This window comes from Paenibacillus antibioticophila (genome assembly GCF_000455265.1).
In the GTDB taxonomy this organism is placed as follows: domain Bacteria; phylum Bacillota; class Bacilli; order Paenibacillales; family Paenibacillaceae; genus Fontibacillus; species Fontibacillus antibioticophila.
In genome coordinates this window covers 583,434-605,657 of sequence record NZ_HG005141.1, presented here as the reverse complement: position 1 = coordinate 605,657, position 22,224 = coordinate 583,434, and the positions used below count along the sequence as shown (strand labels likewise).

The 22,224-nt window shown below is 52.6% G+C and carries 21 protein-coding genes and 1 pseudogene; 18 read left to right on the top strand and 4 right to left on the bottom strand.

Annotated features, from left to right (window positions below):
* Positions 1–646: 646 nt before the first annotated feature.
* The 10 genes from nifB (at position 647) to TX85_RS19720 (ending at position 11,738) form a co-directional block, all read left to right on the top strand.
* Positions 647–2,104, top strand: a complete 1,458-nt coding sequence (gene nifB, locus TX85_RS19765; RefSeq protein WP_044481479.1) for a nitrogenase cofactor biosynthesis protein NifB — start codon at positions 647–649, stop codon at positions 2,102–2,104.
* Between the two features lie 66 nt (positions 2,105–2,170).
* Positions 2,171–3,034 (top strand): nitrogenase iron protein, encoded by an 864-nt coding sequence (gene nifH / locus TX85_RS19760; RefSeq protein WP_044481478.1) that lies wholly within the window; start codon positions 2,171–2,173, stop codon positions 3,032–3,034.
* Positions 3,035–3,093: 59 nt separating this feature from the next.
* Positions 3,094–4,548: a nitrogenase molybdenum-iron protein alpha chain gene (gene nifD / locus TX85_RS19755; RefSeq protein ID WP_044481476.1), complete on the top strand. Its 1,455-nt coding sequence runs from the start codon at positions 3,094–3,096 to the stop codon at positions 4,546–4,548.
* Positions 4,545–6,077 carry a nitrogenase molybdenum-iron protein subunit beta gene (gene nifK / locus TX85_RS19750; protein ID WP_044481475.1) on the top strand — a complete coding sequence of 511 codons (1,533 nt, stop codon included), beginning with the start codon at positions 4,545–4,547 and terminating at the stop codon, positions 6,075–6,077. The genes nifD and nifK overlap by 4 nt, the downstream gene beginning before the upstream one ends.
* A gap of 74 nt (positions 6,078–6,151) precedes the next feature.
* Positions 6,152–7,519, top strand: a complete 1,368-nt coding sequence (gene nifE, locus TX85_RS19745) for a nitrogenase iron-molybdenum cofactor biosynthesis protein NifE (protein WP_044481474.1) — start codon at positions 6,152–6,154, stop codon at positions 7,517–7,519.
* Positions 7,509–8,834 (top strand): nitrogenase iron-molybdenum cofactor biosynthesis protein NifN, encoded by a 1,326-nt coding sequence (gene nifN / locus TX85_RS19740; protein WP_049895091.1) that lies wholly within the window; start codon positions 7,509–7,511, stop codon positions 8,832–8,834. Before nifE ends, nifN begins: the two co-directional genes overlap by 11 nt.
* Positions 8,809–9,219 carry a NifB/NifX family molybdenum-iron cluster-binding protein gene (locus TX85_RS19735; protein WP_044481472.1) on the top strand — a complete coding sequence of 137 codons (411 nt, stop codon included), beginning with the start codon at positions 8,809–8,811 and terminating at the stop codon, positions 9,217–9,219. Before nifN ends, TX85_RS19735 begins: the two co-directional genes overlap by 26 nt.
* Positions 9,220–9,235: 16 nt before the next feature.
* The gene (locus TX85_RS19730; protein WP_044481471.1) at positions 9,236–9,736 is read left to right on the top strand and encodes a DUF269 domain-containing protein; all 501 of its coding nucleotides are present in this window, start codon (positions 9,236–9,238) and stop codon (positions 9,734–9,736) included.
* Positions 9,737–9,777: 41 nt separating this feature from the next.
* Positions 9,778–10,578 carry a HesA/MoeB/ThiF family protein gene (locus tag TX85_RS19725; RefSeq protein ID WP_233500804.1) on the top strand — a complete coding sequence of 267 codons (801 nt, stop codon included), beginning with the start codon at positions 9,778–9,780 and terminating at the stop codon, positions 10,576–10,578.
* A gap of 32 nt (positions 10,579–10,610) precedes the next feature.
* A complete protein-coding gene (locus tag TX85_RS19720) occupies positions 10,611–11,738 on the top strand; it encodes a homocitrate synthase/isopropylmalate synthase family protein (protein WP_044481470.1) in 1,128 nt (375 codons plus the stop codon).
* Between the two features lie 152 nt (positions 11,739–11,890).
* Here TX85_RS19720 and modB read toward each other — a convergent pair whose 3' ends face one another.
* Together modB and modA are read right to left on the bottom strand one after the other, a co-directional pair.
* The gene (gene modB / locus TX85_RS19715; protein ID WP_044481465.1) at positions 11,891–12,565 is read right to left on the bottom strand and encodes a molybdate ABC transporter permease subunit; all 675 of its coding nucleotides are present in this window, start codon (positions 12,563–12,565) and stop codon (positions 11,891–11,893) included.
* Positions 12,566–12,574: 9 nt separating this feature from the next.
* On the bottom strand, positions 12,575–13,423 hold the full coding sequence (gene modA / locus TX85_RS19710) for a molybdate ABC transporter substrate-binding protein (protein WP_044481463.1): 849 nt from the start codon (positions 13,421–13,423) through the stop codon (positions 12,575–12,577).
* A gap of 190 nt (positions 13,424–13,613) precedes the next feature.
* On the opposite strand from modA, the gene TX85_RS19705 reads away from it, so the two are divergent.
* The gene (locus TX85_RS19705) at positions 13,614–14,633 is read left to right on the top strand and encodes a helix-turn-helix transcriptional regulator (RefSeq protein WP_044481462.1); all 1,020 of its coding nucleotides are present in this window, start codon (positions 13,614–13,616) and stop codon (positions 14,631–14,633) included.
* 191 nt (positions 14,634–14,824) lie between these two features.
* A pseudogene (locus TX85_RS19700) lies at positions 14,825–15,589 on the top strand (AraC family transcriptional regulator); the annotation flags it as partial.
* A 3-nt stretch (positions 15,590–15,592) separates the two neighbouring features.
* On the opposite strand, the gene TX85_RS19695 reads toward TX85_RS19700, so the two are convergent.
* On the bottom strand, positions 15,593–16,531 hold the full coding sequence (locus tag TX85_RS19695) for an SDR family NAD(P)-dependent oxidoreductase (protein ID WP_044481460.1): 939 nt from the start codon (positions 16,529–16,531) through the stop codon (positions 15,593–15,595).
* Between the two features lie 134 nt (positions 16,532–16,665).
* Between TX85_RS19695 and TX85_RS19690 the strand changes: the two genes are divergently transcribed.
* The 6 genes from TX85_RS19690 (at position 16,666) to TX85_RS19665 (ending at position 21,304) form a co-directional block, all read left to right on the top strand.
* On the top strand, positions 16,666–17,520 hold the full coding sequence (locus TX85_RS19690; RefSeq protein WP_044481458.1) for an ABC transporter ATP-binding protein: 855 nt from the start codon (positions 16,666–16,668) through the stop codon (positions 17,518–17,520).
* On the top strand, positions 17,513–18,169 hold the full coding sequence (locus TX85_RS19685) for an ABC-2 transporter permease (protein WP_044481457.1): 657 nt from the start codon (positions 17,513–17,515) through the stop codon (positions 18,167–18,169). The genes TX85_RS19690 and TX85_RS19685 overlap by 8 nt, the downstream gene beginning before the upstream one ends.
* Before the next feature lies 1 nt (position 18,170).
* A complete protein-coding gene (locus tag TX85_RS19680) occupies positions 18,171–18,536 on the top strand; it encodes a GntR family transcriptional regulator (RefSeq protein WP_044481456.1) in 366 nt (121 codons plus the stop codon).
* A 380-nt stretch (positions 18,537–18,916) separates the two neighbouring features.
* A complete protein-coding gene (locus TX85_RS19675) occupies positions 18,917–19,939 on the top strand; it encodes a leucine-rich repeat domain-containing protein (RefSeq protein ID WP_044481455.1) in 1,023 nt (340 codons plus the stop codon).
* 84 nt (positions 19,940–20,023) lie between these two features.
* Positions 20,024–20,368: an antibiotic biosynthesis monooxygenase family protein gene (locus tag TX85_RS19670; protein WP_044481454.1), complete on the top strand. Its 345-nt coding sequence runs from the start codon at positions 20,024–20,026 to the stop codon at positions 20,366–20,368.
* A gap of 87 nt (positions 20,369–20,455) precedes the next feature.
* Complete coding sequence (locus tag TX85_RS19665; protein WP_044481452.1) at positions 20,456–21,304, top strand: AraC family transcriptional regulator; 849 nt, start codon at positions 20,456–20,458, stop codon at positions 21,302–21,304.
* Positions 21,305–21,406: 102 nt separating this feature from the next.
* Here the strand turns inward: TX85_RS19665 and TX85_RS19660 are convergent, their stop codons facing one another.
* Positions 21,407–22,210, bottom strand: a complete 804-nt coding sequence (locus TX85_RS19660; RefSeq protein ID WP_044481451.1) for an aminoglycoside N(3)-acetyltransferase — start codon at positions 22,208–22,210, stop codon at positions 21,407–21,409.
* Between the last annotated feature and the right edge of the window lie 14 nt (positions 22,211–22,224).

Below are 22,224 nucleotides of genomic sequence, written 5' to 3'. Positions count from 1 at the left end.
CCAACAAGATTATTGCTCCAGTTTATATTGAACCTAGGGTTGCGGTTTAAGTGTAAAAGGTACACCTGATTTCTGAACTTGGGCTCTGCATTTAAACATAGCTGCATAGAGTGCAGTTAGATTCGTAAAAGACTCAGCTACTCTGAAAAAAACAGGCATTTAGCTGTAGGGGGTACACTTAAATCTGTGAAATTTATAAATGGCGAGATTTTAATTGCACTTTATATAATTCATCGACAAGGTGATCCAGCGATCAGCCACAATAGGCTTAAATGAGCTTGATTACCCAATCATTTCCAGCACAGCGTCTTTAGGCGCAGTTTGGCAACAGGGGGTTATACCCCAAGAGCAAACCACCCGTTGGACAGGTGGTCCTGATATGCCTGCTGGATTTGGCGGTTTCTCGGCAATTGAGAATTCGAAATGTAATCGGATCCATGTGATTTATGTGTTAATTAATATGACGCGATTTTTGACCGATTTGTTAACTAAACGCAAAATCGGCAGAATTTGGTGATATGTTAATTGACGCAGTCTTGACGTGAAACTATGATATAAATAAATTTTTACAGTTTATTCAAATTATTCGGGCCCGTTGATTTGGAAAGCTGACAATGAAGGAAAGGAAAGGAAAGGAGAGGGGCGCATGGATTCCGCAAGTGAAGCCGCCAGTTCATTCGTGAATGGGGATGTCGCCAGGCACCCCTGCTACAGCGAAGCTGCGCACCGTTATTTCGCGCGGATGCACGTACCGGTGGCCCCGGCTTGCAATATCGGGTGCCATTATTGCAACCGGAAGTTTGACTGCGTTAACGAGAGCAGGCCCGGCGTCGTCAGCGAGCTGCTGACTCCGGAAGAAGCGGCCCGCAAAGCGGCGGGCGTTGCCGCTCAGCTTCTGCAATTGTCCGTCGTCGGCATTGCCGGTCCGGGCGATCCTCTGGCCAATCCGGATAAGACGTTCGATACGTTCCGCCGAATCCGCAGCGACGTTCCGGATGTCACGCTTTGCTTGAGCACAAACGGCCTGAACTTGATGAAATACCTTGATCAAATCGTTGAACTTGGCATTGCCCATGTCACGATCACGATTAATGCGGTCGATCCGGACATCGGCAGCCAAATTTACGGCTGGGTATATGACGAAGAATCGGGCCGCAAATATGAAGGCAGAGAAGCGGCCAGCTTGCTTATCTCCCGCCAGTTGCTTGGGCTGAAAGCCTTAAGCGACAAGGGGGTGCTGGTCAAAGTCAACTCCGTGCTGATCCCGGACGTCAATGACGAGCATATGCCGGTTCTGGCTGGTATGGTTAAGCGCTTGGGGGCTTTTATGCACAACATTATGCCTTTGATTATCGCTCCGGGCAGCCGTTATGAACAGGAAGGACGCGCGGCGCCGCCGCCGAAGCTGCTGCACGCCGTCCAAGAAGCTTGCGGCGGGGCGGGGGCGCAGATCATGAGGCATTGCCGGCAGTGCCGCGCCGATGCCATCGGCCTGCTCGGCGAGGACCGCAGTGGTGACTTTACGTGGGAGAAGCTCGCGTCGGCGCCGCCGATTGATCCGGCAGCGCGGGAGCGGCTGCAAGCCGATCTGGAGGAGAAGGTGAAGCGTCTGGAGGAACGCCAAGCGGCGAAAGCGGCTGCCGGACGAAAGCCCGGGAGCAAGTGTGCTTGCCCGGCGGCCACCGCTTCGGGAGCACCCGCGGAAGCTGCCGGCTACAGGCTGCGCGCAGCGGTCGCCTCCCGGGGCGAGGGCCGGGTCAACCTGCATTTCGGCCATGCCAAGGAATTTATGGTGTATGAGACCGACGGACAGAACGTCACCTTCCTCGGGATTCGCAAAGTGCAGGCTTATTGTCACGGCAAAGCAAACTGCAACGGGGACAAGGCGGCGACGCTGCGGGAAATTATCGCCAGCTTAAGCGATTGTTCGGTGCTTTTTTCGGCGGGCATCGGTAAAGTACCCGAAGCTAAACTGAAGGCGGCTGGCATCATTCCGGTAGTCAAACCCGGGCATATCGAAGAGCTGATTTTGCAGCATGCCAAATATGACCGTTACCTGCGTCCGCGGCCCGAAGCCCCCGCAAACCCGCTCGCAGGCACGTAACACGTTAACTCATCCCGTCGCTATTTTTTCAACTAAAATCAAATTTCCCAAATGGAGGTCATTCCTATGAGACAAATCGCATTTTACGGAAAAGGCGGAATCGGTAAATCGACGACTTCGCAAAACACGCTGGCCCAGTTGGCCAAAAAATTCAATCAACAAATTATGATTGTCGGCTGTGACCCGAAAGCGGACTCCACCCGGCTGATCCTGAACACGAAAGCGCAGCAAACCGTTTTGCATTTGGCGGCGGAGCGGGGATCGGTCGAGGATTTGGAGCTGGCGGACGTCGTCCAGGAAGGGTTCGGCGGCATCCAGTGCGTGGAATGCGGCGGTCCGGAGCCGGGCGTCGGCTGTGCGGGGCGCGGCATAATAACGGCGATCAATTTCCTTGAGGAGGAAGGCGCCTATGAAGGGTTGGACTTCGTTTCGTACGATGTGCTCGGCGATGTTGTTTGCGGCGGTTTCGCCATGCCGATCCGCGAGAAGAAAGCGGAGGAAATCTACATCGTCTGCTCCGGCGAAATGATGGCCATGTACGCTGCCAACAACATTGCGCGCGGCATTTTGAAATACGCCAACAGCGGAGGCGTCCGTCTTGGGGGATTAATCTGTAACAGCCGGAACACGGACCGCGAGGATGAGCTGATCACTGAGCTTGCCCGCCGCCTGAACACACAGATGATTCATTTCGTGCCGCGGGATAACGTGGTGCAGCATGCCGAGCTGCGGAGAATGACCGTCACCCAGTATAACGAAAGCCATTCCCAAGCCGACGAATACGAGAAATTGGCCGACAAAATTCTGCACAACGACAGGCTGACGATTCCGACGCCGATCAGCATGGAGGAGCTGGAGGACCTGCTGATGGAGTTCGGGGTGATCGAAAACGAGGAAGAGGCCATGAAGCGGATGAAAACCGCGCTTTAAGCACGGCCGTGCGGCTGACTCCAGATTAAGAGATAAATAAAGGAGCGGGAGGTTGGAGAATGGGAACGACGGACGTGATCCAAAAGAGACAACTCATCGAGGAGATCCTGGAGATTTTCCCGGAAAAGGCGAAAAAAGAGCGCATACGCCACTACGAAGTCATGGAGGAGGACAACAAGCAGGATTGCAGTAAATGCGCCATCAAATCCAACGTCAAGTCGCGTCCGGGCGTGATGACGATTCGCGGCTGCGCCTACGCCGGCTCCAAAGGCGTGGTATGGGGGCCGATCAAGGATATGGTCCACATCAGCCATGGGCCGATCGGCTGCGGCCAATACAGCTGGGGCACGCGGCGGAATTATGCCAGCGGCATGCTGGGCATCAACAATTTTACGGCCATGCAGGTGACCAGCGATTTTCAGGAAACGGATATCGTGTTTGGCGGGGACAAAAAGCTGGAGCTCATTTGCCGGGAAATCAAGGAGATGTTTCCGCTGGCCAAAGGAATTACCATCCAGTCGGAATGCCCGGTCGGCCTGATCGGCGACGATATCGAAGCTGTGGCCAAAAAAATGAGCAAGGAACTGGGCATTCCCATCGTGCCGGTCCGCTGCGAAGGCTTCCGCGGTGTCAGTCAGTCGCTCGGGCATCATATCGCCAATGACGCCATCCGCGACTTTCTGATGGGTCGGGCGGAGCTGAAGGAGTGCGGCCCTTACGATGTCAACGTTATCGGCGATTACAATATCGGCGGGGACGCCTGGGCGTCGCGGATTTTGCTGGAGGAGATGGGTCTGCGCGTTATCGGGCAATGGTCCGGCGACGGCACGCTCCAGGAGATCATGACTGCTCATAAAGCAAAGCTGAACCTCATCCATTGCTTCCGCTCGATGAACTATATGTGCGAAGTGATGGAGAATGAGTACGGAATCCCGTCCTTGGAGTACAACTTCTTCGGTCCAACCAAAACGATCGAAAGCTTGCGCGAGATCGCGGCCTTTTTCGATGAGACGATCCAGGAGAATTGCGAAAAAGTAATCGCCCGCTATAAGGACGAAATGGATGCGGTAATCGCCAAATACCGTCCGCGCCTCGACGGCAAGAAGGTCATGCTCTTGATCGGCGGCTTGCGGGCTCGGCATACCATCGGCGCCTACGAGGACCTGGGTATGGAAATCGTGGCGACCGGTTATGAATTCGCCCACAAGGACGATTATTTAAAAACGATCCCCGAGCTGAAACAAGCGACGATCCTGATGGACGATCCGGGCTCGTACGAACTGGAGGAGATCGCCCAGCGGCTTGATATCGATCTGATGGGCGCGGGCGTGAAGGAAAAATACGTATACCACAAAATGGGTATCCCGTTCCGGCAAATGCATTCCTGGGATTACAGCGGCCCTTATCATGGATTTGACGGGTTTAAGGTGTTTGCTCGGGACATGGATATGGCCGTCAACAGCCCGGTATGGAAATTGGTGAAATCCCGGCAGAAAAAGGAGGTGACGGCATGAGCGAACCGGAGACGATTCTGGACCATAACAAGCTGTTCGCCAGCGAAAAATACGTCCGGCAGCGGGAAGGGAAACGCGAGTTCGAAAACGCCTGCCCGGAGGAAGAGGTGCTGCAGACCGCGGTATTTACCAGGTCGCAGGAGTATATGGACAAAAACTTTGCCCGCCAGGCGGTGGTTGTGAACCCGGCGAAAGCTTGCCAGCCGCTCGGCGCGATGATGGCCGCTTTGGGCTTTGAAAAAACGCTGCCGTTCATCCATGGCTCGCAGGGCTGCACCGCTTATTTTCGCAGCCATTTTGCCCGCCACTTCAAAGAGCCGGTTCCCGCGGTGTCCTCGTCGATGACGGAGGACGGCGCCGTGTTCGGCGGGATGCGCAATTTGATCGACGGGCTGGAGACAAGCGTCGCGCTCTACAAACCCGAAATGATCGCAATGAGCACGACCTGCATGGCCGAGGTGATCGGGGACGATTTGTCGGCCTTTATCGGCAACGCCCGGAAGGAAGGCGTGCTCCCGGAGGGGATGCCGATTCCTTTTGCCAATACGCCCAGCTTTTCCGGCTCCCATATTACCGGCTATGACAACATGCTGAAGGCAATTCTTAGTTATCTGTACGAACGTTCCTCAGGGCAAGCCGCCGATCCGGCCAGCAGCGGCAAGCTGAATGTTCTGCTTGGATTCGAGCCGTATACCGGCAACTTCTCCGAACTTAGGCGCATTCTGGAGCTGTTCGGGGCGGACTACACCGTGCTGGGCGATCACAGCGGCAATTTCGATTCCGGAGCGGACGGAACTTATGCGTATTATTACGGCGGAACCCGGCTGGCCGATGTGCCGGACGCGGCGAATGCGCAGGGAACGCTGGCGCTGCAAAAATACAGCCTGCGCAAAACGGCGGAATATATCGGGGAGGCTTGGGGGCATCCGGTCCAGTCGCTGCACACGCCGCTAGGGGTCGCGGCCACCGACCGTCTGCTCGAAACGATCGGCGAATTGAGCGGCAGGCCGGTCCCGGAAGCGCTGCTGCAGGAACGGGCCCGGGTGGTCGACGCGATAACCGATTCCCACAATTATCTGCACGGTAAGCGGGTGGCGATGGCCGGAGACCCGGACCTGCTTTTGGGCTTGATCGGCTTTTGTCTGGAACTGGGGATGGAGCCGGTTCATATCGTTTGCTCCAACGGTGACGCCGAATTCGCACAGGAGGCAAGCTTGGCTTTATCGTCCAGCCCTTACGGCGCGGAGGGTAAAGTGCATATCGACCGCGATCTTTGGCATCTGCGCTCCCTATTGTTTAATGAGCCGGTCGATCTGGCCATCGGCAGCAGCCATCTGAAATACGCGGCCAAAGAAGCCGGGGTGCCGCTGCTCCGGGTGGGCTTTCCGATATTCGACAGGCATCATCTGCAGCGCTATCCGATCATCGGATATCAAGGTACCTTAAATTTGCTGACCTTATTCGTAAATACGGTGCTAGAGCGGTTGGATGAAGACGCTCCGGCCCACAGCTTTGACCTTGTGCGTTAACGCACAGGGTCAAACGGTTATTCGCCGGGATGCCGGGACAGGAACATTTCGGATAGCAGGAGGGATCAGAACGGATGGAAGCGATCAGTATGACAGGTTATGCCGGAATGGGTGATTCCTGCGGCAAAGAGGAACCGCAAAGCAAGCTGTGTCCAAGGCCCAAACCCGGTGAAGCGGCGGGCGGCTGTTCGTTTGACGGAGCGCAAATTACACTTGTCCCGATCGCGGACGCGGCGCATCTGGTTCACGGTCCCAGCGCATGCGCCGGGAACAGCTGGGGGACAAGGGGCAGCTTGTCGAGCGGCCCCCGGTTGTCGGCGTACGGCTTTACGACCGATTTGGGCGAACATGACATCATTTTCGGCGGAGAGAAAAAATTGCGCGCGGCAATCGAATACATCGCGAAGCAATTTTCGCCGTCAGCAGTTTTTGTATATTCAACCTGCGTCTCGGCGCTTACGGGAGAAGACATCGATGCGGTATGCAAGCGGGCGGCCGCCGAGCTGGGAATCGCCTGCATTCCCGTCAACAGCCCCGGATTTGTCGGCAGTAAAAACTTAGGCACCCGCCTGGCCGGGGAGGCGCTCCTTCAATATGTGATCGGCACCGCAGAACCTGTCGAAGTCCTAGACACGGCCGTGAATCTGATCGGCGAATACAACATCGCCGGCGAAATCTGGGATATTGAACAGCTGCTGAATCAGGCCGGCATTCACATTCATGCCAAAATAACGGGGGACGGAAGATTTAAGGAAATTGCCGAAGCGCACCGGGCCAAAGTCAATATGATCGTGTGCAGCCGGGCGCTGCTGGGCCTCGGGGTCAAAATGGAGCGAAAATACGGGATTCCGTATTTCGAGGGCTCGTTTTACGGGGCTAAGGAAACGAGTTATTCCTTACGGCAGCTAGCCTACCTGCTGGGCAGCCGGGAGGTGGAGCGGCGCGTCGACCGCCTGGTCGAGCATGAGGAAGCCCGCGTGATGCACGAGCTGGCGCCGCTTCGCAAACAGCTCAAAGGCAAACGGGCGGTGCTGTATACCGGCGGCGTCAAAAGCTGGTCGGTGATCTCCGCGCTGCAGGAGCTCGGGATCAAGGTGGTTGGCGTCGGGACGAATAAAAGCACCGACGGAGAGATCGCCCGGATTGCCGAACGTGTCGGAGACGACGCGGTATACATTTCCGAAGGGGGAGCCGGGCGCATCCTAAAAACGGTGCGCGAACGCAAGGCCGACCTGGTCATCGCCGGCGGACGTAACATGTACATGGCCTTAAAGGAGCAAATTCCATTCGTGGACATTAACCAGGAACGGCATACCGCGTTTGCGGGTTATGACGGGTTAATCCGCCTTGCGAAGCAGGTGGCGTTTGCTCTTGAGCATCCTGTGTGGAACCTGGTGCGGACGCCGGCTCCTTGGGAAAGGGAGGGACATGATGACGATTAACCAAACAAACAAGCCGTTAAGCTGCAATCCCTTGAAAATCGGCCAGCCTCTCGGCGGAGTGCTGGCGCTGCAGGGCATCTACCGTTCGCTGCCGATCATCCACGGGGCGCAGGGCTGCACCGCGTTTGCGAAAACGCTGCTGACGCGGCATTACCGCGAGCCAATCGCAGTGCAGACAACCGCGCTGCAGGAGATGGACGTGATTTTCGATGCCGACCGGAATTTGGAGGAGGCGCTTGAGACGGTGCTGGCGAAGCATCGCCCGGACTGCGTAGGTGTCATTAGCACCGCGCTCACGGAGGCGTCGGGCGCGGATTACGCCGGAAGAATCAAAACGTTCCAGCGCAAGCGCAATCTCCGCGACACGCTGCTGGTCACCTGTGCGCTGCCCGATTACCGCGGTTCCCTGGAGACGGGGTACGGCGCGATGGTCGAGTCGACTATCGACGGGCTGCTGGAGCAGGCGGGGCGCAAATCGCAACGGCCGGTAAAACGCCAGGTGAATTTGCTGCCCGGTTCTTTTCTGACAGCAGTGGACGTGATGGAGCTTAAAGAAACGATCGCTTCGTTCGGACTGGAGGTCATCGCCCTGCCCGATGTGTCCACCTCGTTGTCAGGGCATCTGCTGACCGGCTTTTCGCCGCTCACCCGCGGTGGGGTGCCGCTGGATTCCGCCCGGCAAATGTTCCGCTCGGAGCTGACGATTGCCATCGGCTCCAGCATGGAGCGTCCCGCTCGAAGACTGCAAAATGCGGCGGGCATTCCTTACCGGGTGTTCGACGGCGTATCGGGTCTTGCGGCCAGCGACGAATTTTTTTATTTTCTGCAGGAATTCAGCGGGGAACCCGTCCCTTGGCGTTATCGCTGGCAGCGGGAAAATCTGCTCGACGGCATGTTGGACGCCCATTTCAATTATGCCGGAGTGACGGCGGTCGTTGCCCTGGAGCCGGATCACCTCGTTTCGGTGGTCTCCTGGCTGAAGGAGATGGGCGTCGGACTTCAAGGTCTGGTCGCCTCCTGTGAGACGCCGTCTTTGCAGCGGCGGGACGAGGAAATCTGGATCGGCGATTTGGAAGATGCCGAGCGGCTGGCGGCCGGGGCGGACCTCTGGATCAGCAATTCGCACGGAAAAAGCGGGGCCGAACACTGCGGCGCGGCGTTTATGACGATGGGTTTTCCGGTTCTCGACGAGCTTGGAGCCTACATGTCCCTGACGGTGGGATATCGCGGGACGCTGGATCTGATCAATAAAGCGGGCAACCGGCTAATTCGAAGGGAGGAGAACCAGCATGCGCGTAGCGTTTGCCACGGATGACGGCGTTCATGTGAACGCCCATTTCGGACACAGCCCGATGTTTGCTGTCTATGAAGTCCGCCCCGGGGACGCCAGGTTTATCGAAAACCGGACCGTTCCCACGCAAATTTCCTCGGATGAAACGGGAAAAATCGATGTGCGGATATCCCTGATCGCCGATTGCACGCTGGTGTTCCTGATGCAAATCGGAGCCTCGGCCGCGGCGCGTGTGACACGGCGGAAAATGATGCCGGTAAAGGTGCCGCCCGGCGTTCCGATCGAGGAACAAATCGGCAGGCTGCTGGAAATGCTGCGCGGCAAGCCGCCGATGTGGCTGAGCAAAGTGCTGCTTGCCGAGGAGGAGGCCGCTTCGGAGCAAGAAGTGGAGGGCCGCAACGAGGGATAAACAAGGAGGGGGAGACATGAAAGAAGCCAAACGATGGGAAGGGCGAAACACTGAATATATAGGGGAAAGGGACCGGCGATTGTTATCGGCATTTAACCGGTCTCTTTGTCAAATGATCGATGCTTACGATTACTTCGGCAAGGGCAGCGGTCTAAGCGAGGAAGACAAGATCGCCCGGCTGCTGTTATTTACTCCGGAAGAGAAGCAGGCGCTAAGTCAGGATTGCACGCCTAACTCCAAGCTGCGGTTACAGGTCGAGCATGTGTTTCAAGCAATGGCGGTGACGCTCGAGGTGGAGACGGAGCGGCTTATGCAAAGTATGGTGGAAATGAACGGGGAAGGGTTCGGAAGGGCCATCGTATCCAGCGGCCGGTTGATCCTCTCCTCGGTCACGCTGCGGGCCGGGCTGCGTTTTCCGTTTACTTCCGCGGCGAAACTGGAGAAATTTGCGTTAAGCCAAATGCGGGAAGCGCTGGACTGGCTGGGTCGGCATCAGGAAGTCGCGGTTTCGCGCTAACAAGGACATCTTTAAGTTTTAAAAAAGGGAGGGGGGACGACGTGCCGGGAACTACGGAGCAAAACGCGGTGGAGAAGATGGAAAGCCCGCAATACGCGGAGGAGAACCAGCAACTTGTGAAGGAGCTTTTCCGCTATGACCGCCAGCTCAAACTGCTGGGGCGGGAGGGGCAACGCAAACTGAAGGAAGCGACGGTGCTGGTTGCAGGCATCGGCGGGCTGGGCGGAACGGCGGCGCTCTATTTGGCGGCAGCCGGAATCGGCAAGCTGATCCTGGCGCATGAAGGGATAATCCAGCTGCCGGATTTGAACCGGCAAATCCTGATGGATTCCGCCCGCGTGGGCGAGGAGCGGATGGCTGCGGCAGAGGAGAGCTTGAAGCGAGTTAATCCGGAGGTGATCATTGAAGGGCATAATGCCCGAATCACGCTTGCGGAAAGCGGCTCTTGGGTAAGAGCGGCCGATATCGTGATCGACGCGAGGTACGATTTTCCCGAACGGTACGCTTTGAACCACCTATGCGTGACTGCCGGGAAGCCGATGGTCGAGGCGGCTATGTACGGGTTTGAGGTTTCCTTGACGACGATCGTCCCGGGAGCGACGCCATGCCTTGCGTGTTTGTACCCGGAGCGCCCGCAGGAATGGGAACCCCTCGGATTTCCCGTTTTGGGCGCCACCTCCGGCCTGGCCGGCTGCCTGGCCGCTTTGGAGGCGGTCAAGTGGATTACCGGGGTTGGCCGTCCGTTCATCAATGTCATGCACCGGTTCAATACGCTGAATATGAGCAATTATGTCGTTTCGCTCCGCAGCAACCCCGACTGCGTGTGCTGCAAAAATGTTTGAGGGTTTCGGGTACGGGAGGAGGGTAACCTTTTATGAAAAACTTACGGATTTGCGACACGACGCTGCGCGACGGGGAACAGGCGGCTGGCGTGGCGTTTACGGCTAAGGAAAAACTGGAAATCGCCAAATGTCTCGCCGCCGCCGGAGTCGAGCAGGCCGAGGTGGGCATCCCGGCCATGGGCGAAGACGAATGCCGGGCCATCCGCCGGATCGCGGCACTGGGGTTGCCCATGCGGCTCCTGGCCTGGAATCGGGCAAGCTGCGCCGATATCGACGCTTCCCTCTCGGCGGGCGTGGATGCGGCCCACATCGCCCTGCCCGTATCGTCGATCCAAATGCGTGCCAAGCTGGGGGCGGTGCCGGCCCAAGTCATCGATATGGGCAAACGCACCGCATGTTATGCGCTGAAAAAAGGGCTTGCCGTATCGATCGGTTTCGAGGATGCTTCGCGGGCCGATTTTGCTTTTTTGCGCGAGCTGGTTTGCGGTTTCCGTAAAGAAGGAATCCGGCGCTTCCGTTATGCCGATACCTTGTCCGTTCACCATCCCGGCACGCTGTATGCGAGGGTGTCCGCGCTGCTGGCCACCTGCCCGCCCGACATCGAACTGGAGATCCACTGCCACAACGATTTTGGCTTAGCCACGGCAAATACGCTGGCCGGTATCGAGGCGGGAGCCAAGTGGGCCAGCACGACCGTGCTCGGCATCGGTGAGCGCGCGGGCAACGCCGCGCTGGAGGAAGTGGTGATGGCCTGGAAGCACTTATACCGAGGGGAATGCACGGTGCGTCCCGACAAGCTAAAGCCTTTGGCCGAGCTCGTCGCCCGTGCGGCCGGCAGAGACATCCCCGATGCGCGGCCGCTGGTGGGGCGGCTCGCCTTTGCTCATGAATCCGGGATTCATGTGAACGGCCTGATGAAAGACCGCCGGACGTACCAGGCGCTTGATCCTTCCGAACTCGGCGCGGATCACGTCATCGTGTTGGGCAAGCATTCGGGGCGCAGTTCGGTGCGTCTGGCGCTGGACGGGGAAGGGCTTAAGGTGAGCGAAGGAATTATCGAGACATTACTGGAGCGGCTGCGGCGGACGGCGGGGGAACGCAAATACCCGGTGGACAGCCAGGAAATCGGGGAGTGGGCAAAGGAGGAATTGGCGAAGTAAAGAAGCTGTACTGCTTCTCCCCATGCCGGTTTTGAAATAACGGCGCTGTGGCTGGCCGCCTTCGAGTCATAGACAGCGAAAACCCCCTCTTCTCGTAAACCAACTGGCGGCTTACTGAGAGGGGGTTTTCAGCTTGTGCTGTGAAGCGCACTCTAGTCGCTATTAAATCTGGAAGAGAGCATCAGCAGCAAAAACGACAGCAGGATCATGCAGCCCGTGAGCGCCCAGGCGAGCGGCATATTGCCGGCATCAACGGCGAAATAAATGGCTGTCGGGATCGTTTGCGTCCGGCCGGGAATGTTGCCGGCGACCATCAAGGTGGCGCCGAATTCGCCCAGCGCGCGGGCGAAGCCGAGAATAAAAGCCGCTTGCAGCGACCGCAAGGAGAGCGGCAGCACGATATGAATAAGCACCTGCCACTCGTTGGCCCCTTGCGCGCGAGCCGCCTCCTTGACGTCTTTTTTCACCGACTGGAACCCGGTTTTCAGCGTTTGATAGATCAGCGGAAAGCTGACGACGCTGGCGGCGACGATCGCTCCGAGCGGCTGAAACACAAAGGACAGGTTAAACCAGGCGGAGGCCGCCTGACCGATCCAGCCGTTTCGGCCAAGCAGCACGAGCAGGATAAAGCCGACGACGCTGGGCGGCAGCACAAGCGGCAGCAGGAACGCCGTCTCCAGCAGCGATTTGCCGTAAAAAACCGCGGCCGCCATCCGCCATGCCACCACAAGTCCGAGGAGAAATGCAATCACCGTTGCGGCAATCGATACCTGAAGCGACAACAGGACCGGCGACCAAAAATTTTCCGACACGAATAATGAATTCATTACGGGCCGTTACTCCGCCGGGTTAAATCCGTATTTTTTAAACACTTCCATCGCCTCATCGGTTTGCAAAAACTCGTAAAAAGCTTTAGCCTCGTCCGGATGTTGGCTGCCCGTCAGCACGCCGGCCGGATATTCGATCGGGTCATGGCTTGCCGGGTCCGCGGTTAGCGCAATCTTCACTTTGTCGGAGACGGCGGCATCCGTTTTATATACAAAACCCGCATCCGCATTGCCTGTCTCCACATAGGACAACACCTGCTTCACATCTTTCGTCAAAACCAGCTTGGGCTGCAAACTGTCCCAAAGCTTAAAATAGGAAAGAGTTTGCTGGGCATATTTGCCGGCGGGCACGGATTCGGGTGTCCCGATGGCGATGTTTCCGGCCTGCTCCAGGTCCTCCAGCGCGTTAATTTGAACGGCAGAGTTCCCCGGAACGATGAGCACCAGGTCATTGGTCAGCAGGTTTACCGATAATTCTGAATTGATAAGTCCTTTATCCAGTAAAGCGTCCATCTGCTTCTTTCCGGCCGACAAAAACAAATCCGCCGGCGCGCCTTGCTCGATCTGCTGCTGCAGCGTCCCGGATGCCCCGTAATTAAAGGTAAGATTAACATCGTTGTGGGCGGTTTCGTAAATTGTTTTTAACTCGTCCATACTCTCGGTAAGGCTTGCCGCGGCGGAAACGAGCAGTTCGACTTTTGGGGAAGCGGTTGAATTTGCGCTGGACGCTTCCGCCTGGGCTGCGGTATCCTTATTGGCCGATGGGGCGTTGTTTCCCGCGCTTCCGCAGCCGGAGATGACCAGCATAAGCGCGGTCATCATCGCGGCCAGCAAAGGTATCATTTTTCGTTGAAACATGAATCTTCCTCCCTGGTTATAACTAATTATATCTAGATTATACTAAACATAATGAAGTGTATAGAGATTTCACGCACATTTCAATAATAAAATTCGCCCTGACCGCGCCGTTCATTGAAATATAGCGGGAACATCAGTAAGATAAGTCTAGCTGGAACAATTCATAGATGACGTGTACAAGGAGAAACTTATGACCGAACCGATCTCTTACACGACCGAAGAAATCGCCAAATTACTTAAAGTATCCAAATTAACCGTTTATGATCTGATCAAAAAAGGAGAGCTGCCCGCATATCGCGTAGGCAAACAAATGCGGGTGGATTCCACGGATCTCGAAGCGTATAAACTTAAAGCGAAAAGCGGATACACAGCCGGCGGTACTGCGCCAGGCCGGCTTGGCGGCGGACCCGTTGGCTTCGTTGCCGCGGACGTCCGACTAACGCCGTTGACTCCCGTATCGCTGCCGGTCAGCAGTGCTGAAGCCAATGACGGAGTAAAACCACTGGTCATCACGGGGCAGGACCCAGGCCTTGATTTGTTGGCGAAAGCGCTGGAAAAGCGAAGCTCCAAATTCCGGCCGCTGCGCTCCTTCGCCAGCAGCATGGACAGCCTGGTGGCCATGTATAACGGCGGGGCGGATATCGTCAGCACGCATTTGTACGATGGCGACACCGGGGAGTACAACCTTCCGTATATCCGTAAATTGTTTATATCATTGCCGTATCTTGTGTTTCATTTCGTGACGCGCAAAGCGGGATTTTACGTAAAGCAGGGGAACCCTTTGGGAATCACTACCTGGGAGGACCTGGCGCGTCCGAATATCCGTCTGATCAATCGGGAAAAAGGCTCGGGCGCCCGGGTTTTACTTGACGAGCAGCTGAGACTTAGGGGCATCGTCCCGTCGTCCGTTAACGGCTACGAGCAGGAAGAAACGACCCATATGGGTCTTGGCGGCCGGATTGCGCTGGGAGGGGCCGATGTCGGCGTCGGAAGTGAGCGTCCGGCCCGCATCGCTGGCTTGGACTTTATCCCGCTGATCGCGGAGCGGGTTGACCTGGTTGTGCTGAACAAACCTGAAAACCGGGAATGGATTGGCCTGCTGCGCGAGGCGCTGCTGTCTGCGGAGCTTCACGATGTGCTTTTTTCCTTGGGTGATTACGATTTGTCCTCAACCGGACAAGTGATCGCCAGCAGCGAAGCTGGATTGTGATATAAAGCGCGTGAAGGGACAAGCAGGAGGGGGATCATGAAATATCGGCGTCTTGGGAACATACTTTTTGCAAAAAAAAAGAGACCACCTGGAACGTTGAATTCACAACGCTTTAGGTGGTTCTGTTGTTTATGATTATAGAATAAGGGAATCACAACAACTATCAGACGAATGTAGATCTTCCTAAATATATACCGGTTCAATCGTATGTGAAGCTGATATTAATTCGAGAAGGAGACGGAAATAACATGAACTTTAAAGAAGAGGTAATACAATTGCAAAATAGCAAGGCAGAGTTATTTGACGCGGATGTTTTAAATATTTTAAATGGACAAAGCATGTATGATGAATTTCATTCAAATAAAATCATGGGGAGCTCGGATTATGTTCCATTCAATGAAGCCATGTGTGTGCATCCGGCGGCAAAGCCCATCTTTGATGATCGATTTATTCAGCTTCGTGCAGAAGGGCATCAAAGCTCCGTAGAAAGCTACAAGAAAATAGTCATAGAGCCATTAAAACCTTTATTTCAAAATCACTATAATTACATCGTTTTATGGTTTGGGGAAGATGTATTTTGCCAAATGAATCTTTTGACCGTACTAGCTTATCTGGAACAGTCTAACTATAAGGGAAAGGTATTTTTAAACAGCTTTCGGGACGATGAATTTAAGGTCAATCAAACCGAGCTCTTTTTGGGCAGCTATCTAAATGTATATGAAGAAGTGCTCATGCATCAACAGAAGCCCTCGTTAGCATTATTACCGGTCATGTACCAAGCGATTGAACTGCATTTAAGTATGCTTGCTGAAGACAACAGCGTAACGAAATATATCAAGAACCACACTCATCTATCCGAAGCGGAATTGGTGAAGCAGCTCATTTCTGTATTTCCGACACTTGGATATGGGGATCTGCAATATATTGAACTCATTAGGCAAGTGCGCAAGGCTTAAAATTCAATCCTCAGTGAGCAGGTTGTTTAAGCTCCATATACGTTCAACGTTTTCAGGATTTGCAGCATAGCTGGGATAGCTGCTTGAGCCGAAGATATTCTTCAATTGAGTGAAGCCCTTCTCGGTTGAGGCTGGTTTAACAATTTCTCTCTCGTGATTGATTAGCTGCCCAGTAACATCCTTGAATTCATCCGAAGTGGTAATCTGAAAATAGTTGTCCGCCATGCCTGCCGGTAAAGGGTTAGTGATATTTTGCGCCCATGCCAATACTCTCCAAAATGACTTCATTTTTTTAATCGTCTCTTTTGAAAGTTTTACTCGATTAATTTGAATGGCATTGACCTTGATCCCCCTGCTTTTAAATTCCTCTGCTAGTCTGAAGGTGAGCATTAAGAGGGCCATTTTCGAGTCTCCATACATCTTATACGTGCTGTAAGGCCGGGTGTCCTTCAGTTCTCCGCGCAAATTATCAAACTCGATGGTTCTTTTAGGGTCGAAGAAGTTTTTGATGTTTGTTGTGCAAGCATTGAGCACTCTGGGGTCTTGGGATTGTGCAAGATGATCGGCTAGCAGTCGCGTCATCAAAGTGGGGCCGAATGCGTTCGTAGCGAAAGACAATTCGATATGATCAGGGCTGAGTTTATACTCTTTTTCCCCATGATTTAGGTAGGCAGCATTATGGATCAGGATGTCCAGAAGCGGATATTTCGCTTTAAAAGCTGCACAAAAATTACGAATGCAATCAAAGGAGGAAACGTCGAGCTCCATCAAATCTACCTCGTTACTTTTTGTGGTTTCAATGATTTCCCTTTGTACGGCCGCACTGATCTCCATATTGCGGCAGGCCATGATCACACGATATCCTTCTGCTGCAAATTTGAATGCGGCTGCTTTACCAATCCCCGAATTTGCCCCTGTGATGATGACGATTTTACCGTTCATCTCAAACCTCCTATTTTCGGCTAATTATCTTTATTCTAATACAAAATTAGTTTAGTTTGGGGTAATTGACTTCATAAGCTCTCCGTGATATATTGTGCATACACAACATACACAATTATAGAAGGAGGTATAACATGCTGGCTTTAGATATTCGAAATTTAAATAAGAAATACCCGAATTTTCAATTAAGGGATATATCGTTTCAATTAGAAAAGGGCTATATTATGGGGTTTATCGGTGCCAATGGCGCAGGGAAGACGACCACGATCAAATCGATCCTGAATATGATTCATATCGATAGCGGAGAAGTGCGTATTCTGGGCAAGGATATCGCCGAACACGAAACCGAATTGAAGCAGGAAATCGGATGCGCTTTTGGCGGCGTTGATTTCTACACCCGCAGCAAGTTAAGAACATTGACCGAGGTCATTAGGAAGTTCTACAAGAACTGGGATCATGACACCTATTACAACTATTTGAAAAGATTCAAATTGGATGAGAACAAGAAAGTAGCTGAATTGTCGGCAGGAATGAGAGTAAAATATAATCTGGCTATTGCTTTATCGCATGGCGCGAAGCTCCTCATTCTTGATGAGCCGACAAGCGGACTCGATCCGGCGGCAAGAGACGACCTGCTGGATATTTTTCAGGAGCTCGTCATCGATGGTGAAATCAGCATTCTTTTCTCGACTCACATTACATCGGATCTGGAAAAGTGCGCGGATTTTATTACCTTTATCGACAATGGGCAAATCGTCGCCAGTTCAGAGAAAAATGAACTCTTGGAGTCCTATCGCTTACTGAGCGGTAGCGAAAGCCAGCTGAACCAAGTCAAAGATAAAATGATCTCCTACAAAGTAAACTCATTCGGTTTTACCGGATTGATCCCTTCCGGAGACTTTGATTCCTCTTCCGGTATTAGAGCAGCTACGCCGAGTCTAGAGGAAATCATGATCTATTTCGCGAAAAAGGAGGATATGTATGTATAACTTGGTGATGAAGGATTTGAAATTAGCGATCAGTCCCTTTTTTCTGATCCTCCCTGTTCTTCTAGGCGCCTTAATGCTAATTCCGGGTTGGATCTATTTCCTTGTCATACTCTATTTTTGCTGGATCACGGTACCTGTTATGTTCGGACAATTTAGAGCGCAGAACGATTTGTTATTTACCTCGATGATGCCCATCACCAAAAAAGATATCGTGAAAGCAAGGGTGATCGTTATGGTCATTCTGGAATTATTGCATGTCGGAGTGGCTATGATCTTTAGTGTGGTCAATATTTACTTATATCCGGATCTGACCCATTTTTTCTTCGGACCGTACATGGGTTTTTGGGGCCTGTGCTTTATCATGCTTGCGATCTTCAATGTGATCTTTATCTCCATGTACTACAAGACAGCGTATAACTTCGGCGGGTCAGCGCTTGTATCCATTCCGGCCGCTATGTTGTTTGCCGGAGTTGCCCAATGGATCGGAATTGCCAGTCCGGTGGTGTCCGACATTTTCAACGGTTCCGGGGTCCATAATACAGAACTGCAAATATCTATTCTGGCCGCAGGCATCGTGATCTTTGTTGCATTGAACATGATTACCTATCGGATTGCGGTTAAGCGATTCCTCAAAGTGGAGATTTTATGAAATGAACGTATCGATCTCGAATACATCGGAAAAACCGATCTATCAGCAGCTTTTCGAGCAGATCAGCGCCCTAATTCTGAAGGGGGAGCTCGAAGGCGGCTATTGCTTACCGCCGATTCGGCAGGCAGCCCAAGAGCTTCGCGTTAGCGTCATTACCGTAAAGAAGGCTTGGGAAGAACTCGAACGAAGCGGATTGATCAACACCGTCACAGGTAAAGGCTGTTTTGTAGCCGAGTTCACTTCCGACGAGATACTGCAAATCCGCAACGACATGGTGCTGAGCCAAATGAAAATCGATACCTCCTACTACAAATCCTTTGGACTTACCCTGGATGAGGTGATCGAGCTGCTGAGAAAGAATTATTAATGCTATGTCGGACGATTGCAGGTAAGGCTGAACAAAAGGCAACCGCTCTCTCGTAACAAAGAACCTTTTACGCTGCCAGTACAGACGTAGTAGTTCCATAGAGGGTGTCTCAAAGTCCTAATAAGACGGAGAGGCGCCCTCTTTTTTCATGATAGAGTAAATCCGCTTCCAGAATTCAGGTAAAAAGGAGGTGGTCTTAGGGCAAACGAACACTATAATGGAAATAAGATACAAGCACTATAAGCTAGTCTATTGAGCGATGCGGAGTGGGTCCCGTTTGAGGAAACGCTCAGAGAACGGTTTGTAAAGTATGAATTCTGAAGGGGCGCTGGCAGTAAAGATCGCCGAGGCGGCGGAGTAAGACAAAAGGAGGTTCGCGAATGCGCAAGAAATGGAAAAGAAGAATTCTGATCAATAATCCTGCTACACTGGACCGGGTACAGATCAAGCAGGACTTGCGTGATGGGAACCAAGTCATTGTCCAGTTCTCTCATCCGGACTTCTATGGCTCCATTTTGGAGGAAGTAGACGAGCTGTGCGCGTCTTTGGATGAAAACTTCGGAGTACGGTTCTATGCCCATTATTCCCTCTCGTTCGACGGCCGTACACTCCTGAGAATTCCCCATGTCAAAATGCTGCATCTCGATAGTCTTGTCCAGGCGCATCACACCGAAACGTTGGCCGTGCTGGAACACTTATGCAGTTTGCATCTGGGTATATATGAGTTAGAGAACACGGATATTTTGGGATTTGACTCGCTGCGTTCTTTAAGGGATTTGGTGATTATTTCTGATAAAAGGGTGCTCAACCTGGAGTATTTCAAAGCGTTCTCCCAACTGGAACATTTGCATGTCGGGGGCAAGGTGAAAAACCTGGATGCGATAGGCAATCTGGAAGATTTGAATTACCTCGCGCTGCATTCGATCAGCAAATTGCCGTTACATTTTGTAAACCGGTTGAAGAAGTTAAAGCAGCTTCGTATTCTGCTTGGAGGTAGAGAGCATATCCAAGAAATTGAAGAGAATGAATTTGACCACTTGGAGATTTGCAGAATCCGCGGTTTTCATGACCTGAGCAATATTACGAATTTCCGAGCCCTGACAAGCCTAATGATCGAGGATCAAGCTCAGCTACGAGATATTAGCTTCGACCGGCGGATGGAGGCGCTGGAGGAGATCACCATCTCGAATTGCAAAGGTCTGGCTCGTTTGTCGGGATTGGAGCAGTTGCCCTCACTGCGTAAGCTGCGCATTTCCAGAACGGCTGTTGATTTTGATTCTTTTATCCGGCAAAAGCTTCCGGCGGCATTGTCCGAAGTGGAATTCATGACCTCCAAAAGCAAAGCGGATCAGGAAATACAAGATTCCTTATTAAAGATGGGTTTTCAAAAATGGAGCATCTGAATCATATAGAGCAGTGGCTCTTGTCGAAAGGTTGCGAAACGATATCCTAACCTTAGGTTTATATATGTCTGGAGTGAATGACTAATGAATGGAATAGCACGTACACCGGAACCCCCTTATTATGCCGTTATTTTTACCTCTGAAAGAACGGATGGGGATCAAGGATATGCAGAAATGGCAGAAGAAATGGAGAAGCTCGCATATTCCCAGCCTGGGTTTTTAGGAGTAGAAAGCGCCCGGGAAGGCTTGGGGATTACGGTCTCCTATTGGGAGTCGCTCGAAGCTATAAAGAATTGGAAACAGAACGAACGACATTTGATCGCTCAGCAGCGGGGGAAGTCGGATTGGTATCTCGAATACAAAACGAGAATTTGTAAAGTCGAACGGGATTATGGGTTTGAAAAGAATGCTGAACCGTTTCACAAGTAATGCCGCCCATCTGACTTTTTCGTGCAGAAACTGCACGGCATTCATTTCCTATCTGCCATAAAGTTGATGTTGAAGGGAGGGAACACGATGGATTGGTTGGACAGGATGAATAACGCCATGGAATATATCGAGACAAATCTGGCGGACAATATCTCATATGATCAAATTGCCCAGATCGCCTGTTGCTCTACTTATCATTTTCAAAGGATGTTTCCGTTCATTACGGGAGTATCGTTATCCGAGTACATTCGGCGCCGGCGGTTGACTTTGGCAGCTTTTGAACTGCAGACGACAGATGCCAAGGTTATTGATGTGGCTATGAAATATGGGTATGATTCGCCGGAGGCATTCTCACGGGCGTTTAAGAATCTTCATGGGATCATTCCGATATCGGCGCGCGATAAAGGGGTTTCTCTTAAGGCCTATCCTCGAATGTCCTTTCATATTTCAATAAAGGGAGATGTCGAAATGAATTATCGCATAGAACAAAGAGGGCCTTTTGAGATGTTCGGAGTGTATGGCCTTATGAATTCAAACAGACAGACCGCATTTGCTGAAGTTCCGGAGTTTCGTAAAAAGTGTGATGATGACGGCAGTGTGGATCTAATGAACGAATTGCTGGGACGGTTTGGCGACACCCTGTTGCACGCTGCCTTATATGATGACAATGGGGAATCCTTCAAATACATGATTTGTTATCATCTGCCCAAGGGGCTTGAAATTCCGGAGAGATTTACAAAGCTCTCTGTCCCGGCATTAACATGGGCTATCTTCCCGGAACCGCAATGTGACCTGCAAAAGCTGTGGGACCGGATCTATTCCGAATGGTTTCCGACATCCGAATACGAGCAGGTTGAAGGGCCTAGCTTCGAAATGTACTATGGAATGGCCGGGTATGAAGCAGGGGAGATATGGATACCGGTTAGGAAAAAATAATTTTTACTTCCCGTTTGTCAGCGACGCATTTTTGAAGGCTGCCGAAGACGGAGAGCTTGCTATCTAGCAATATATGCACAAAGGGCCTTCCAGAAGGCAATCCTAACCTCTGTTTTTCTCCATCCAAGCAGCTGCCCAGTCCACCAACTGCGGTTGGTCCAGAAACCGGACTTCGGCGTTTCCGACTTTATGAATCTTGATGTTCATTTCTTTATCATATTCTTCTCCCAGGCGGATAAAGTCTTCATCGTCCACAGCTTGGGTTTCATAGGTTACCCACTTGCGCGTTCCGTTCTCCATAATTGCACTGCTTTCATGGACAAACTTCTTGGAAGGAAAACCAGCTATAGTTTCAGCCAAGTGCAGCGAAGTGTTTTTATCATAGCCGACGCCGATCAGGAGGACGTGCCCGTGCAGTCGATACAACTTATCAAGCGGGGAGTCCTTCCCGAAAATGTTGCACAAATCATGGTTCTGCGTCAAATATTCCGCATGCTTACCCACTGCGGCGATCGACCGAGCCGGATGATCGGATCTTTTGGCTTCCGGCCACTTGCGGAACACTTCAGCAACGACGCCCATGCCGATCGCGGGAGTTATTTCCTTATCGTAGGGCGGCCAGTTCTCCCGAATGATCGGCCACCATTCCATGGGCACATCGCCATGTACTCCTGTGGAAGGGTCGAGATTCTTCCAGGTTTGGGAGGGCATCATCAAAGTCCCTTCTTCACCAACAATTTCGAGAAGGGATTGAATTAAGGTTTCGGCTCCGCCTACTACAAAGCCTAATTTACTTAAAGACGTATGGACAAATATATGCTGCCCTTCCCTTAATCCGCATTCTCTAAAAGCACGGACCAGGTCTTCTTTCGTTAATACGGCCCTTGTCGCTTGCAGTTCGGTCATGTGGCTCCCCGCCC